14 protein-coding genes and 1 pseudogene are annotated in these 13,985 nt (G+C 48.6%); 8 read left to right on the top strand and 7 right to left on the bottom strand.

What is annotated here, in order from left to right; all coding sequences use genetic code 11:
• Positions 1-18 precede the first annotated feature (18 nt).
• Positions 19-507, top strand: a complete 489-nt coding sequence (locus ACI7RC_RS27145; RefSeq protein ID WP_486303988.1) for an RNA-guided endonuclease TnpB family protein — start codon at positions 19-21, stop codon at positions 505-507.
• Positions 494-757, top strand: a complete 264-nt coding sequence (locus ACI7RC_RS27140; protein ID WP_408111285.1) for a zinc ribbon domain-containing protein — start codon at positions 494-496, stop codon at positions 755-757. The genes ACI7RC_RS27145 and ACI7RC_RS27140 overlap by 14 nt, the downstream gene beginning before the upstream one ends.
• Before the next feature lie 848 nt (positions 758-1,605).
• On the opposite strand, the gene ACI7RC_RS27135 is transcribed toward ACI7RC_RS27140, so the two are convergent.
• Together ACI7RC_RS27135 and garR are read right to left on the bottom strand one after the other, a co-directional pair.
• On the bottom strand, positions 1,606-3,054 hold the full coding sequence (locus tag ACI7RC_RS27135; RefSeq protein ID WP_408111284.1) for a four-carbon acid sugar kinase family protein: 1,449 nt from the start codon (positions 3,052-3,054) through the stop codon (positions 1,606-1,608).
• 19 nt (positions 3,055-3,073) lie between these two features.
• Positions 3,074-3,964: a 2-hydroxy-3-oxopropionate reductase gene (garR, locus tag ACI7RC_RS27130; protein WP_408111283.1), complete on the bottom strand. Its 891-nt coding sequence runs from the start codon at positions 3,962-3,964 to the stop codon at positions 3,074-3,076.
• A gap of 198 nt (positions 3,965-4,162) precedes the next feature.
• Between garR and ACI7RC_RS27125 the strand changes: the two genes are divergently transcribed.
• Positions 4,163-4,780, top strand: a complete 618-nt coding sequence (locus ACI7RC_RS27125) for a GntR family transcriptional regulator (protein WP_408111282.1) — start codon at positions 4,163-4,165, stop codon at positions 4,778-4,780.
• A gap of 102 nt (positions 4,781-4,882) precedes the next feature.
• On the opposite strand, the gene ACI7RC_RS27120 is transcribed toward ACI7RC_RS27125, so the two are convergent.
• Positions 4,883-5,125: a CAP domain-containing protein gene (locus ACI7RC_RS27120; protein WP_408111281.1), complete on the bottom strand. Its 243-nt coding sequence runs from the start codon at positions 5,123-5,125 to the stop codon at positions 4,883-4,885.
• Positions 5,122-5,400 (bottom strand): hypothetical protein, encoded by a 279-nt coding sequence (locus tag ACI7RC_RS27115; protein ID WP_408111280.1) that lies wholly within the window; start codon positions 5,398-5,400, stop codon positions 5,122-5,124. The genes ACI7RC_RS27120 and ACI7RC_RS27115 overlap by 4 nt, the downstream gene beginning before the upstream one ends.
• A 433-nt stretch (positions 5,401-5,833) precedes the next feature.
• On the opposite strand from ACI7RC_RS27115, the pseudogene ACI7RC_RS27110 reads away from it, so the two are divergent.
• Positions 5,834-6,106, top strand: a pseudogene (locus ACI7RC_RS27110) (DUF4073 domain-containing protein).
• Between the two features lie 81 nt (positions 6,107-6,187).
• Here ACI7RC_RS27110 and ACI7RC_RS27105 read toward each other — a convergent pair.
• Positions 6,188-6,598: a DUF6508 domain-containing protein gene (locus tag ACI7RC_RS27105; protein ID WP_408111279.1), complete on the bottom strand. Its 411-nt coding sequence runs from the start codon at positions 6,596-6,598 to the stop codon at positions 6,188-6,190.
• 371 nt (positions 6,599-6,969) lie between these two features.
• Here ACI7RC_RS27105 and ACI7RC_RS27100 point away from each other — a divergent pair, with 371 nt between their 5' ends.
• The 4 genes from ACI7RC_RS27100 (at position 6,970) to ACI7RC_RS27085 (ending at position 11,489) form a co-directional block, all read left to right on the top strand.
• Positions 6,970-9,015 carry a methyl-accepting chemotaxis protein gene (locus tag ACI7RC_RS27100; RefSeq protein ID WP_408111278.1) on the top strand — a complete coding sequence of 682 codons (2,046 nt, stop codon included), beginning with the start codon at positions 6,970-6,972 and terminating at the stop codon, positions 9,013-9,015.
• Positions 9,016-9,163: 148 nt separating this feature from the next.
• Positions 9,164-9,697, top strand: coding sequence for a sigma-70 family RNA polymerase sigma factor (locus ACI7RC_RS27095; RefSeq protein WP_408111277.1), 534 nt, complete (start codon positions 9,164-9,166; stop codon positions 9,695-9,697).
• Positions 9,688-10,827: a hypothetical protein gene (locus tag ACI7RC_RS27090; protein ID WP_408111276.1), complete on the top strand. Its 1,140-nt coding sequence runs from the start codon at positions 9,688-9,690 to the stop codon at positions 10,825-10,827. The genes ACI7RC_RS27095 and ACI7RC_RS27090 overlap by 10 nt, the downstream gene beginning before the upstream one ends.
• A gap of 191 nt (positions 10,828-11,018) precedes the next feature.
• On the top strand, positions 11,019-11,489 hold the full coding sequence (locus tag ACI7RC_RS27085) for a hypothetical protein (protein ID WP_408111275.1): 471 nt from the start codon (positions 11,019-11,021) through the stop codon (positions 11,487-11,489).
• 40 nt (positions 11,490-11,529) lie between these two features.
• Here the strand turns inward: ACI7RC_RS27085 and ACI7RC_RS27080 are convergent, their stop codons facing one another.
• Together ACI7RC_RS27080 and ACI7RC_RS27075 are read right to left on the bottom strand one after the other, a co-directional pair.
• Positions 11,530-12,366 (bottom strand): DUF4367 domain-containing protein, encoded by an 837-nt coding sequence (locus ACI7RC_RS27080; protein ID WP_408111274.1) that lies wholly within the window; start codon positions 12,364-12,366, stop codon positions 11,530-11,532.
• Positions 12,356-12,940, bottom strand: coding sequence for an RNA polymerase sigma factor (locus tag ACI7RC_RS27075; protein WP_408111273.1), 585 nt, complete (start codon positions 12,938-12,940; stop codon positions 12,356-12,358). The genes ACI7RC_RS27080 and ACI7RC_RS27075 overlap by 11 nt, the downstream gene beginning before the upstream one ends.
• Positions 12,941-13,985: the final 1,045 nt, after the last annotated feature.

The following is a 13,985-nucleotide window of genomic DNA, read 5'->3' as shown; positions in this document are numbered from 1 at the left end:
CAGCGAGCGAAACAATACATCTGTTCCAAGTCGGAGCGGCAGTTGAGAGATGCCCTGCACAAGACCACTAAGCAATTTGTGGATTGGTGCGTCCAGCAGTCGGTGTCGGATGTTCACCTGGGCGATGTCGAAGGCGTGCAGCGGCATACACGGAAGGAAAAACGCGTGAATCGCAAGCAGGCGCAGAAGCTGTCGAATTGGTCCATGGGCAAGGGTAAGCAGTATTTGACTTATAAACTGGAACGAGAAGGGATTGTCCTCCATCTCGTAGATGAATCGTATACGAGTCAGACATGTCCTGTCTGCGGGAAGCGGAACAAAACCGCTTCCAGGAATTATCGCTGTAGGTGCGGGTACAGCGAGCATCGGGATCTGCACGGAGCCAGGAATATCCTGAGCCGAGCATTATATGGCGAATTCCTGCATTTTGATGTAGAAAGCAAGAGGAAGTATCNTGAATCGCAAGCAGGCGCAGAAGCTGTCGAATTGGTCCATGGGCAAGGGTAAGCAGTATTTGACTTATAAACTGGAACGAGAAGGGATTGTCCTCCATCTCGTAGATGAATCGTATACGAGTCAGACATGTCCTGTCTGCGGGAAGCGGAACAAAACCGCTTCCAGGAATTATCGCTGTAGGTGCGGGTACAGCGAGCATCGGGATCTGCACGGAGCCAGGAATATCCTCAGTCGAGCATTATATGGCAAGTTCCTGCATTTTGATGTAGAAAGCAAGAGGAAGTATCTACGGATTGCGTAGGCAAGAAGTAGTAGATGGGCTGTTCCGCCCCCGATGTCTCAAAGAGATATCGGTTGCTTACTTAGACAACTTCACAGATACCCCGTACTTGGATATGGAGTAGGTGGGGCAAATCCCTATCTACAAAAGGTACATGAAGTTGCCCATGGTAAGAAGCCCCGACTTCAACTCGCGTTAGCGAGTAAGTGGGGGAGGTTCACTAAGATTTTTAGCGTTGAGGGATTTAGAATAATCAGTATTCATCGAATATTACTTCTTCACTTCTTTAATTTACCCTTACAATAAAAGTAAATTGCAAGAAGAACAATCGTTGGAATGTTTGTAAGTAAGAACGTAGATCCAGTAAGGGTTACAGTATTCCAAAAACTTTTTGTCTCAGCAATGTTGAGAACAAACACTATTGAGATTAAAAATGAGATTATCGGGAGCACTAACCCATACCAGCTATTTGTACTCCTGGACAAAAAAAGCTGAAGCCATACGGCACCAACAGAAACACAAATCAACACTAATATTAAAAACATTGTTAAAAAAGTATTGGACATTAATTTGACCTCCCATTATAAATAGTGTTTTTAATTTCAGTATAACTGTAATTTTATGTTGAAAAAAGGCTGCTGAAAATCACACCGGAGGCGATAGACCAGGCTGTTGCCTCATTGCCGCCGGAAGTGCCGGAGGAGTGGCGTATGGCCTTCAAGAGGACGCTGGAAACCCCGCCCAAGGGTGGGGTAGACCGGGGGACCATAGGGGATGAAGAAGAGCTGCCGTACTGCGGCAGGCGCATCGCCGAATTGGCAAATGGATGACCGACCGCTCCTGTCAAAACAAGGGGCGGCCTCGGCCCCTTATTCTAGCTGTTCCTTGCCCTCCAACAGCTCGACGGTTTCCTTCAGCGTGGCCGCCTGGCCTACATTTCCTGGGAAAATAACGTAAGGGATTCCCGGAAACTTGCTTTCAGCACCCGTGATCCACACAGGAATCCCCGGCTTGATTTGTCCCGCTACCGTGGCTCGTTTCACCCGGAGTCCTTTGGTTCCGATATCGCTCGAAGTAATCCCGCCTTTGGCCACGATATAATTTGGTCTGACCCGCAGCCGCTGCACGATGCTTGTGACGGCCTCCGATATGTTGACGGAGAGCTGCAGCTCCTCTTCTTGTCTGCCTGCTCCAAGATCGAGTCTCTCCCGGCGGGTGTAGACCGTCACGGTACGTCCCTCGGCGAGGAGCGCTTCGGTCGCGGCGATCACCCGCTCGACCTCGGCTTTGAACGCGGCGGGGTCGGTTACGAGGTGGCAATCTAGTTGGATAAACTCGATTTCTGGGCATTTCTTCAGTTGTTCCAGCTGTTCCGTCGTTTTCCTTACATGGGATCCCACCAGGATCAGGCCGCCATGTCCGGATTCCTCGCTGATCAGTTCCCCTCTTGTGAGCAGGGCCCTGTCACGTATGCCGCCGATGACTTTGGCAAAAGAGGCAGCGCTGCGGAAGGCGAAATTTTTCCCCGATCGGATCGCTCTGATCAGCGCAATCGCAAAAATTTTTACGTCGACATCATCGACCGCATTGACGACGATTTTGTTGAAGCCGGACACTTGCAGCAGCTGGTCCGTTATCGCATCGAGATCGAGCGCCCGGATGCTTTCAAGCGAAATGCAGGTCGCATCCGGCGCTTTGTATTTACCGCCTGTTTTTTCCTCGACCCATTCACCCAGGTGGGATTTTGTGTAGCCGAAGGTCCGATCCTGGGCGAATTCCGTTTCACCCGCCGGTACGAGATACTCGCCGTACTGAACATAGTGGATATTGTCAATGGTGAAACGCCCGCCCTCCTGAAAGAAAGGGATGATCACTTCGCCGTCCAGCACCTGGTCCGAATGGGCTTCAATCGTTTTCTTCAAAGTCTCCGTCTCAAGCGGGTAGTGACCGCGGAGGGTGGAATCGCTCCTGCTGACGATGACGAACGGCTGATTCAGCTTTTTCGCCACCGCCGAAACGTTCGCGGCGATTTTCCGATGGACAGCTTCCGTCTCGCTGGCGATCATCGCTCTGGAGTTGGTCAAGATGAAAAACATGGACTGTTCCTCGCGAAAGCCCTGCTCGATGCTCTCTATTGACCAGTCTGTGTAGACGGATATGCCGTGAACCGTTTGGACCCCTGTAGGATCATCGTCGAGGACGATCCACTTTTTTCTGAAGCCTTGCCGTTCTTTCTCGAGTAGTTCTTCTACAAGCCGGCTGTCGACCGCGGGCAGATGATCAAGCAGTTCCTTCGCAAATCTTTTCCTGATTTCCATGGGATTCGTCATTTCCCCCTTACTCGCTCTTCGCTACTGTTGCATTCGCCAATTTTTCATAGTATTGAACGATTCCGCAGTGGTCGAGCGCTTGTTTTCCCTCCGCTTTCAGCGTTTGGAAGATCTCCAGCACCTGGCTGGTCAAAGGCAGCGGAACATCGATCGCCTCCGCTGTTTCCATCACATTGGTCAGATCCTTCAAGTTGATGTCGATCCGGCCGCCGGCTTGAAAATTGCGCTCCAGGATCATCGGTGCCTTGGCATCCAAGACACTGCTTCCGGCCAGTCCGCCGCGGATTGCCAGGTACATCTTCTCGAGATCGATTCCCGCTTTGGCGGCCAGGACGAACGCCTCGGACATTGCGGCGATATTGACGTTTACGATGATTTGATTGGCAAGCTTGGCCGTTGCCCCGCTGCCGCTGCCCCCGACCAGTGTGATATCCTTGCCCATGCAAGCCAGTACGGGCAGCACCTGTTGAAAGACGTCTTCATCTCCACCCGCCATGATCGCCAAGGTACCGTCGATCGCTTTCGGTTCTCCGCCGCTGACAGGGGCGTCCAGCATGTGCAGTCCGCGTTCCTTGAGCCGGGCGGCGATTTCCCTGGAGACAACCGGCGAAGTGGAGCTCATATCGACAACGATCGCGCCCGGCTTGGCTCCGTGGATGATGCCGCCATCACCCAGGATGACACTTTTCACGATTTCGTTGTTTGGAAGCATGGTGATAATGATATCGCTTACATTTGCGACTGCTTTTGGGGAGACCGCGCTCGCTGCTCCTTGCCCGGTCAACTGCCGAACGGCGTCTTCATGGATGTCGCAGACTGTGACGGCATAACCTTTGTTTAAAAGGTTGCCAGCCATTGGCTTGCCCATAATGCCAAGCCCGATAAAGCCAACCTTCATCTTAGATCCCCCTTGCATGCGAGATGGAATGATCATTTCCTACAATTGTACACATCTTTAAAATTTTTGTATACAAAAAATAACGTTTTGTATAAAAATTGCTGTTGCAGCTTTTAAATATCCGCTATAAACCTTATACTTTGGAAGTGGAAGCAGTTGGTGAAAGAGGCATAGTGAGAGAAAAGGAAGGGTATCCGCATGGGCAAGCAACCGTTTCAATCGGCGTATCAGCATTCTTATGAGTACATACGAGATAAAATACTAAGCGGAGAACTCCCGCGCGGGACGAAATTGGTGGAAGAAAGACTGGCCGAGGAGTTGGGGGTAAGCCGGACGCCCATCCGCGAGTCGATTCGCAAACTGGAACAGGAAGGGCTAATCAAGCAAAAAAGGGTCGTGAATCCGACTGATGCCGACCTGCGAAATATCTTTCAAGTACGCATCTTGCTGGAAGGTTTTTCGGCTCGCTGCGCGGCAGCCTACATGGACGAAGAGACACTCCAGAAGCTGCAAGGTTGTATTATGACTGCCAGAGGCGGCGACATCCAAGAAACGATGAAGGCGAATAAAGAATTCCACGACCTGATCGTGCAATCGAGCAATAATCCCGAGATGATCAACATTATCGACCGGATGCAATCGATTATCTACTTGTTCAGAAAAACGGTCGTCTACCATAAACGCCCGTTCCTCATCGATGAGCACCAGGAGATTTACGAAGCGATCACCGCCCATGACGGGGCAACAGCAGAGCGTCTCATGCAAGAGCATTTACAGGCGGACCTGGACTTCTGCCTGCACGTTCTCCGACGGTAAGCTGCGGATGGCAGCATAACAAGCAAAACCTCCCTCACCGCAGGCAAGGAAGCGGTGAGGGAGGTTGTCTGTTTGTTCTCTATGAGATTTGCGCCAAGCCCACTACGATTTGGGTTGATAAAAATTTTGCGTATAGTATGTACTGTACGTTCCGCCAAAGGACATGCCCACTCCTAAGCGGCTGTAATCACCCAGGATGTTTTTCCGGTGCCCGGCTGAATTCATCCAGCTTTCATGGGCAAAGATGGCACTCGTTTGACCCGCAGCGATATTTTCGCTGGCCTGCTTGTAGATGATGCCATCCTTTTTCATCCGGTCGAACGGCGACTTGCGGTCGGGATTCATGGCTCCCGCAGGGCAATTTTGTCAATGGAGATCGTACCTAGCATCGTCGAACCGTCCAGGTTTAATGGGGGAGGCGCAGTTTGCAGCTGATCTTCTTTCCCTGCCGCCGCGGCAACCATTGTCCCTGCATGGGATTTGGTTGCTTTTTTCTCCTCTTGAGTGTGATCCCAATTGGTTAACAATTGAAGCTGCTGCTGTTCATCGAGATAACGATCCACCCATAGGTAAACAATGAGGCATATCCCGGCAGCTATGAGGAGAGCCCCTCCGATCATTCGAGTTTTGCTTCTTCCAAAAAAAGAGCGGCAAACCAATAAAGTTCTAGAGATTGAATACCACCTTCCTTTTTCCCGTATTGAATCAACAATAGTTTCCTGTCGATGACCAATCGCAAGCGCAGGGGATACTAGGCCTTTCTGGCTGTATCTTTGCGCTCGCTTCGAATTGACGTAAGGCAACGAAAGGGGCAGAGGAGTTCATTTGATCAGCACGTTCAAATCAGGCACTTGGAAACTACTGTTATTTCATCGTATCGTAAGCAACTATACATGTTCTGAACAAAAGAGAAATGAAAAAGGTGCAGAACACATAAGCTCTGCACCTTGGATCATTGGAAATTTATGGAAAGTGACCAATTCTACATTAGACTCACTAGGCGTATTTTCAGCAACCGCTATATTTGATTATTAACAAAATTTCAAACAAGGGCTGCGGCTAAACGTCTATGGAAACGATGTCATCATCGAAGCCTATGATTACCTGTAGGACAAAGTAATCAAACAGTTGGCCATCCATAATGGAACAATCGAGCAACTGCCCCCGGACGTGCAGGCCGATGACGAGAACAACGTGCTCGTCAGTGCTACCCGCTATATGGAGGTACTCCACAAACGGGCAGAACAACTGGTTGTATTTATCCGCCATAAAGGGGAAATGAACCTGGAAGCCGGTTTGCCAAAAAAGGTTGCATTCAGGAAGTAACAAAGCATCAAGGGTTCTCCGGCTTTATTGTTTGACCGTCGTGTTTAGTCGCAGCGATCACGATGGCTTTGTTCAAAAGATTCAGGGTAGCACTCCGTTGCTCGATTGGTCTACTAGTACCTGTAACCGTTTTAAAAGCCTTAATACCGTTCCATTATCCATCTTGTCGGCAAAAAAACCTGCTGAAAATCGATCAGCCCGGACAATTGTTGTCAAGAGCTTCCTGATTGCAGCGATATCGGCGGTATCGATACATTCAGGAGAGTTGAAATAGCGATTTGCCTCTTCGCTCCATTGCCGCCAATCAAAAGGCATGATGATGTGCTTTTCATACAGCATTTTTACAAACTGACGTGCCGGTTCGTGATAAAGGTACGGGTCAAGGGAGATTTTTTCCGCTATGTCGTATTTCTTGTCGTCCGATTCAAAGTAGGGAATAAAGTCAAACAGATCTCTCGCATTTTCAAACTGAAACTCATCCTTGTCATTCATTCCTTCGCCTCCGTTAGAAATTTTCATCCGGCTGTTTTGTCCCCGTCATCGCGGTTGGCGTTCATAGATTTGGTACATGGACAATTCGTCATCCATTGATCTGGCGAGATAAAAAGCTTCGCTCACACTCTTTTTGTGTTGAATCATTTCNATGAAGTTGCCCATGGTAAGAAGCCCCGACTTCAACTCGCGTTAGCAAGTAAGTGGGGGAGGTTCACTTACACGCAATTTATCGCTGAACAATCCTCGCATTTTTGGCGGGGATTGGGTTTTGTTTTTAAAGTTTTAATATTTATTATATTTTTAATATGTTTACGTATAGAAAGGAACGGGAATAGAACATCAGCGGGACATTGTTAGGAGGGGAGAACTTGTTTTTGCTTAATACCATTCGCAAAAAGCTTATCTTCACTTTTATCCTGATGGTCATTTTGCCTATTGTCATTATTAGCTTTATTTTGTATTCCTCGATGGGCAGCCGAATCGCCGAAGACTTCAACAAAGGTATTTTGCAAAACATAGGTCAGTTCGACGGCACGTTGACTGCCCACCTGATCGAACTGGAAAACAGCGTTACATATCTGTCCGAACAATCGGAAATGAAAAACATGGATTCGACGGTTCGAGTCTACACCGATGGAAATCCAGGGCCGGCGCAAGAGATGGAGAAGGTAATCGAAAGCGAATTCAATAGAATGATCAAATCACATCCTGACTACTCATCGGCTTGGCTGGGAACGGAGTACGGCGGGTTCCAGGAATACAAGAACGACGGCAGCGGAGTGGAAAAGGGTTACGATCCCCGTCAGCGCGGCTGGTACAAGGCGGCCAAGGAGAAGTCGGGCACAGCCGTATTGATTGAGCCGTACCTGTCGATTCACAACACAATTGAGGTGACTGCGGCCAGGACGATAACCGATGAATCGGGCAAGGTGATCGGGGTCGCGGCTGCAGCCATGGAGCTGGATAAATTCTCCAAATTGATGGAAAACATCAATACGCAAAAGACGGGAAGTCTGCTGCTGGCCTTGCCGGATGGCACCATCCTCTCGGATCCCAAACATCCGGAGCTGAGCTTCGAGCCGATCTCCAAGCTGGGAATTCCCGAATTAGACGACCTGTCCAGTTTGGCCGACGGTTCGTACGAAATGGATTACAACGGTCATAAGCAGCTGGTCAACATCCTGACTTCCCCCGTGACCGGCTGGCGCTATGTCGGGTTGGTGGAGTACAACGAACTGCTTTCCCAGCTTGACTCCTTGCGAAACCTGATCATGATCGCGAGCTTGATCATCATCGCAGCGGCGATTGCGATCGCCACCGTGTACGCGAATCGCTTTTCCAAGCCGATCAGGCTGATCACCAGCCATGCGCAAAAGGTAGCCGCCGGCGATATTACGGAGACGATCTCCTATCAGTCCAGGGACGAGCTCGGCGCCTTGACCAAGCACTTTAACGAGATGATTGAAAGCCTGCGGGAGATCGTCAACCGGGTCAAGGAGACCTCGTCAGAAGTAAAACAATCGGCTGAGAGCGTCATGACCAGCTCGGCCGATGCCTCGCTCGCGTCCAATCAGATCGCGGTGACGATGTCGGAAGTGGCGGCAGGGACGAGCGGACAAGTCACCAATATTCAGGAAGGCTCCATCGCGATGGAGGAAATGTCCAATGCCGTTTCGCGCGTGGCCGAATCGGCGTCTTCCGTGGCGGAACTGGCGGTCTCTACGTCTGAACAGGCTGCAGAGGGTGCGAAGCGCATTGAGAACTCCGTCACACAAATGACCACGATCTACGAAGTGACGAACGAAACCGTGGGGGTCGTAAACCGCCTGGTCATGCGCACGCAAGAGATCGATCAGGCCCTGGAGACGATCACCAACATCGCCGATCAAACCAATTTGCTGGCGCTCAATGCGGCAATCGAGTCCGCTCGGGCCGGCGAGCACGGCCGCGGCTTTGCCGTCGTCGCCGACGAGGTGCGGAAACTGGCCGAGCAATCGCGGGAATCCGCCAACGAAATCAACGAATTGCTTCGCCAAATCCAGGAGGATACCAGCGCGGCCGTACAGGCGATGGAGCGAGGACAGACAGAGTCGAGCCACGGCATGGAAGCTGTACGGGAAGCGGGAGCGGCGTTCGAGCAGATCGTGAAAGGGATCAACGACATCACCTTCCAGATGCAAGAAGTGTCTGCCGCATCGGAAGAAATGTCTGCCGGTATCGAAGAAATCAACGCATCGCTCGAAGAGATTGCCGCTGTCTCCAAGCAAGTGGCGGACCAGACCAACGAAACGGCTGCCGCGGCACAGGAACAGGCGGGAACGATGGATAAGATGACCGCCCTGTCCGATCATATGAAGCTGGTCTCGGAGGATCTGGAGAATCTTGTCTCGCAATTTAAAACAGAAAAGAACTGATCTGATGACATGAGCCGATGGCTTCCCTTTGCACGGGAAACTTCGGCTTTTTGCTTTTTACGCATCGGCGATGCCGCCGTTTGCCCTATACTAATGAAGTGTAAGAAAAACCTCGCTGCGCGATCTAATGAAGTAAGGGAAGAGAAGGTTGGAGCGTGCAGAGATCCATTTAGGCAAAACCACAGAGGCTCAGTTTGAAGAACTGCTGCAGGACTATCTGCAGAAAGTGCTGCGCCTTGTCTATTCCATCGTGAAGGACCGCAACCTGGCGGAAGATATCACCCAGGAAGTCTTTTTAAAAGCGTTTCGCGGCATGCCGTCCTTTCGCGGGGAGAGCTCGCTGAAGACGTGGATTTATCGAATTGCCGTCAACGAGGCCAAGAAGCACGTCAGATCCTGGTCGTTCCGGCATCTCTTCTTCCGCGCCGAGGTAGATACAGGGGTGGCGGAGGATACGCAGTCGACGATTTTGAAAAACGACCGGCGGCACCAATTCGCCAGAATGGTCATGAGGCTCCCTGCCTCGTACCGCCAAGTCATCATCCTTCATTACTATGAGGAGCTGTCGATAGAGGAAGTCGCGGAGGTACTTGGGACAACGGGAGGAGTGTACACCAAGCTGCACAGAGCGCGCAAAAAGCTGAAGGAGCTGCTGGAGGTGGAGGGGACAGAATGGATGTAGAAAAGATGCTGCAACAATTTAAGCAGACAGCGGATGAAACGATTTTTCGAGACATCCAGGACACAACGGCACTGGAGGGGAGAATTCGCAGCAGGCTGCAGAAGCAGAGGAGAGGGTTTTTTTGGAAGGCTTGGCCCGTCGGCATAACAGCGGCTGCAGTCGCTCTGATCTGTTTTCTTTGGCTGCCGGGGTCGATCGTGGTGAGCCCGACTGATCCTGTCCGCCCGGCGGATCCCGGAGCAACCCATGGCGGCGGATGGGGCGGCCCTCCTGCACAGGTCATCCAGGCGCACACTCCAAGCGATGAGGAAATCGCGGAAAAGGTAGAAGAGTTAAAGCAGCAGATCCAGATCGGGATGACACAGGAACAGGTAAAAGAGCTGCTCGGCCCTCCTGACTATGTGATGGAGCGTGAAGGAGGTAGTACCGAAGCAGCAAACGAATTCTGGAACTACAGCTATTTGAAACAAGCGGGATATGAACCGGACCAGTCAGGTTCGACGGTAGACGAGGAGGGTCTTCGCACAGGAAAAGTGGGCGTCAGCCTGTTCCTTGCCTGGACATGGAAAGAGTCGAAGCTTCACCAGTTTTCCATCTCCTATCCCAAAGGAACAGATGTGCTTTCTTATTCGGCCAATCCGGACGGAACTGTGAAGGTGGAGAATCTGACACACCCCAATCAGCAGGAAAAAGTTGATGTAGAGAACGGCGCCTTTACCCTGGATTTGCAGAAGTCGCAGAAACAAAGATACGAGGAGTTCGCCAAAGCGAATCAGGATGAGGCGCTAGACGGTCTGGAGCCGCTCGATATCATCAAAATGTACTATTACGCAAAAGAGACAGCCGATTATGAGACGCAGTACGCGCTCTACTACCAGGATCCCGATTCTGAAATCCCGTCCCGGCAAGAATTTTTGCAGGATCTGAAGACAGATACGGTTGGGGCGGAAAACAGCCGTGTGTTTATCAAAGAGCTGCGAGAGCACGGGAAGGAGTACTCTATCATTCGGCAGGATGAGAACAGTGCGGTAGTGTGGATCAAGTTTGACAATAAGCGAAAACCGCTTGGCTTTCAGTTGAAAAAGACGCAAGTCGGCGTTTGGAAGGTGTGCTGGATGCCGATTCAGTAGGGGGAGGGAAGGAATCCGTCAGGGGATGGCGGGTTCTTTTTTTGTCAGATTTTCTGTACCTAGTCCGTTATATTCTATGAAAACATTTTCTGTAAAAATGTAAGGGGGTTTGCAATGTAGATTTTATCTAGATAGGCGTGGTCGTTTATGGATTAGAAAGATTTGTTAGTAGAAAGAGAGGGTCATAGAATATGAGAACAAAAAATCTGTTAGTCGCTTGTATTTGTATGATGTTAGTTTGTCTTTACCCAGTCCAAGGTTTGACTGCTATAGCTGAGTCCGAAGTTAAAACTCCCCCACCGCCCAGAGAAGTGTTTCCGAATACAGCTTTTGATCCGAAATTCCGGTACCTTGAAAGTGGGGAGGGAAATATATCTGATTTTGGTGGTGGAAAAATCACTATCGGCGGCCAGACCCATGCTACAAAGTATGTAGATAACATCGGAATAAAAATCACCCTCCAAAAATGGAATGGTTCTACGTGGGAAGATTACAATGTCGGAAAAGATCTAACTCAATCAAATGAACTGGATATTTATACATCTAGACAAATCACTGTACCGACAGGATATTATTACCGTGTTCATTCTGTTCATTGGGTAGTTCATAATGGGATTCGCGAACAAGGGGAACGTTTCACATCAAGCAGCTTAATGAAGTAAAAATAAGAATAGAGAAGGGATCGTGAAGCGATTCCCTTCTCTACTGAAGCGATCTGGCGATAGCTAGAATCTGATCTTCCGTTAATTTTCCATAGATGTCGAGCATAACGTTGTCAGACAGCCATTCGAGCCGAGCTCCGCCTTCCGTATACTGAACTAAGACTCCGTTTGTCCCGTTAATATCGACATCCTTGATGATTCCCGATGCCTCGTTGATCGTGGTTCGCCAACCAGTGCTGTTTTCAACCAAATTTCGCTGAGTTAGAACAAATAGATCTTCTTCGTTATTTTTATATTCGATTCTGAGTATGCGATACTTCCCATCCGCATCCTGGTAGAGTTTCACTTTGAATTCAGAAAATCCTTCGGGAATATATCCCGCATGGCGGATTTGAAAATCTAGTTTTTTACTCGCTTGTTCCACTGTCGTTATTTCCGGTTTGACGATTTCATCGGATTGGCTGTCGTCTGCAACGGGGCTTGATCCCGCAACCGTTGCTTGATCGGGCAAATAGTCCGGAGGGGGAGGCGTTTTTGCCCCGCTTGTATCAACCGGCTTGTTTTCCCCAAAAAGGATATGAACTAATCCCTGCTCAGCGCTTTTTACCATCGTAAAGAGATTGCGAAAGGCAAAACTTTCATTTGTTGTGCTAAAGAACGAGCCAATTAGGATCGAGAAACCGGCAATGGCGAGGCCAATCTTGATTGTTCTCTTGCGACGAGATCGACGCTGCATCTTGAGCAGTTTTGCTTGCATTTGTTTCCATGATTCTTCACCGGACGGGATGTTGATTTGGGAATACATAGAGTTTACTGCTTTCGATGCGAAGGAATCCAGTTGATTCTCCCGGTTGCATTCTTGGTTGTCAGGCTTCATCACGGACACCCCATTTCTGAGTAAACAGATCGGCTAACTTTTTCCTTGCTCTTTCGAGGCGTTTACTCAACACCTGATCAGTAATCCCGAGTTCCTCTGCAATCTCTTTGTAGGACATTTCTTCCAAGTAGCGGAGGACCAAAACGATCCGGTATTCGACTTTTAGCTCGTTTAGCGTTTCGACGAGTGACTCGTTTCGCAGCATGTTTTCTACGATTTCATCTGTTGACTCAGGAAAGTCGCGCAGCTGTTCATTTTCTTCATAAATCATAACGGAGTCAAGATCAGAAACCTGACGATACTTTTTATTTTTTCTGATGATATCGAATGCGGCATTGCGGGCCACTTGTTTGAGCCAGGATTTCATGTTGGAATCGGGTCTTGTTCGGGGGCCGTTTACCATTGCCTTGATAAATGCCTCCTGTATCGCGTCTTCTGTCAGCGACCGGTCATTCAAGATAAAGTAGACGCTTTGAAAGGCTAATTCTCGAAAGGCAAGAAATAAGTTGCGTTGGGTAAGCGGATCCAAATCACCTACATTGCTACGAAACAAGCTAAACAACTGATCACTCAAAATCCTACTCTCCCTTGATTATTGTTACATCTTCTGTTTTGACTTGGAAGTGTGAATGGTATGCCGGTAGTACAATAGAAGTGATTTTCCATCTTTAAAGAGACGTGATGTTTGGGAAATTTGTCGAGAGAAGGGTCTAGGAAGTGGTTTTCTTGTTTGGATCGGGGTTGAGATTAGAATGCTTCGTTACTGCTAGTGCAAAGGTTATAGATTAATCTTGTGGTCGGAAAATGTTATTGTAATGGCGAGGTATAATAGGGCATTCCCCATATAAGGGAACCTCTTCCATTGTCCATTTTACTACAAACTAATGCCAAAAGGTGACTTGTTAAAGAAAAACTTATGGTCCTTTTGCCATAAGCGGATTTTCTTGTTTTAAATCGAGGATATTATTTTTTTATTTTTTTGAGAATTGGGTGTCAGAAAAATAATGTTGGCTACGTTGTTATATATGAGCGTATCTTTATGGTTTGTACACAGGTTGATTCCAAAGATCGACCTGTTACAAAAATAAAGTACCGTAACCAAATCGACTTGTGGTGAAGAGGATTGGTTACGGTAGAGGCAGCCACATTTCTATATCTGAAGAAAGCAACACGTCTAACGTTTCGTATTACAATATTAATACAGGAAATTTTTATACTCGAAAAAGTGCAACATTCACAACGGATGGTAATGGCACAAGAGGTGCAGGACACAAATTTAATGTTAGTATGAATGACAACTATTATTTATTATGCTTTATTATGCTAAAAACGGTAGTGGAACATTTGACGTGCGTTCAGATGTACATGCGGTTAAAGATTTCTATTACTACCTAGCATATGGGCATTCACAGTTGTTGGCAAGTATTAGTTTCTCAATAAGTACCGGTGGTGCAGATGCCTCTATTAACTTTAGTATAGGTTCAGTAATAGAAGGCGAAGACAGGGGCAACTATATTTTTTAAACTTTTTTAAACAAAAAAGCATATGGGATGATTATAAGATCATCCCATATGTCAGATTGCAGACAAACTCCCTTGCTGATTTTTACAACAAGGGAG

Origin of the sequence: Brevibacillus sp. B_LB10_24 (assembly GCF_046036945.1) — a bacterium.
Lineage (GTDB): Bacteria > Bacillota > Bacilli > Brevibacillales > Brevibacillaceae > Brevibacillus_C.
The sequence above is the reverse complement of the archived record's forward strand: the minus strand, read 5'-3'. Positions and strand labels throughout refer to the sequence as shown.

Excerpts from the sequence above, each read along its gene's own strand:
- garR (WP_408111283.1), bottom strand. The coding sequence starts at position 3,964 with ATGAAGGTTGGCTTTATCGGGCTTGGCATTATGGGCAAGCCAATGGCT.
- ACI7RC_RS27125 (WP_408111282.1), top strand. The coding sequence starts at position 4,163 with ATGGGCAAGCAACCGTTTCAATCGGCGTATCAGCATTCTTATGAGTAC.
- ACI7RC_RS27090 (WP_408111276.1), top strand. The coding sequence starts at position 9,688 with ATGGATGTAGAAAAGATGCTGCAACAATTTAAGCAGACAGCGGATGAA.
- ACI7RC_RS27120 (WP_408111281.1), bottom strand. The coding sequence starts at position 5,125 with ATGAATCCCGACCGCAAGTCGCCGTTCGACCGGATGAAAAAGGATGGC.
- ACI7RC_RS27105 (WP_408111279.1), bottom strand. The coding sequence starts at position 6,598 with ATGAATGACAAGGATGAGTTTCAGTTTGAAAATGCGAGAGATCTGTTT.
- ACI7RC_RS27085 (WP_408111275.1), top strand. The coding sequence starts at position 11,019 with ATGAGAACAAAAAATCTGTTAGTCGCTTGTATTTGTATGATGTTAGTT.
- ACI7RC_RS27135 (WP_408111284.1), bottom strand. The coding sequence starts at position 3,054 with ATGGAAATCAGGAAAAGATTTGCGAAGGAACTGCTTGATCATCTGCCC.
- ACI7RC_RS27115 (WP_408111280.1), bottom strand. The coding sequence starts at position 5,400 with ATGATCGGAGGGGCTCTCCTCATAGCTGCCGGGATATGCCTCATTGTT.
- ACI7RC_RS27140 (WP_408111285.1), top strand. The coding sequence starts at position 494 with ATGGGCAAGGGTAAGCAGTATTTGACTTATAAACTGGAACGAGAAGGG.
- ACI7RC_RS27080 (WP_408111274.1), bottom strand. The coding sequence starts at position 12,366 with ATGAAGCCTGACAACCAAGAATGCAACCGGGAGAATCAACTGGATTCC.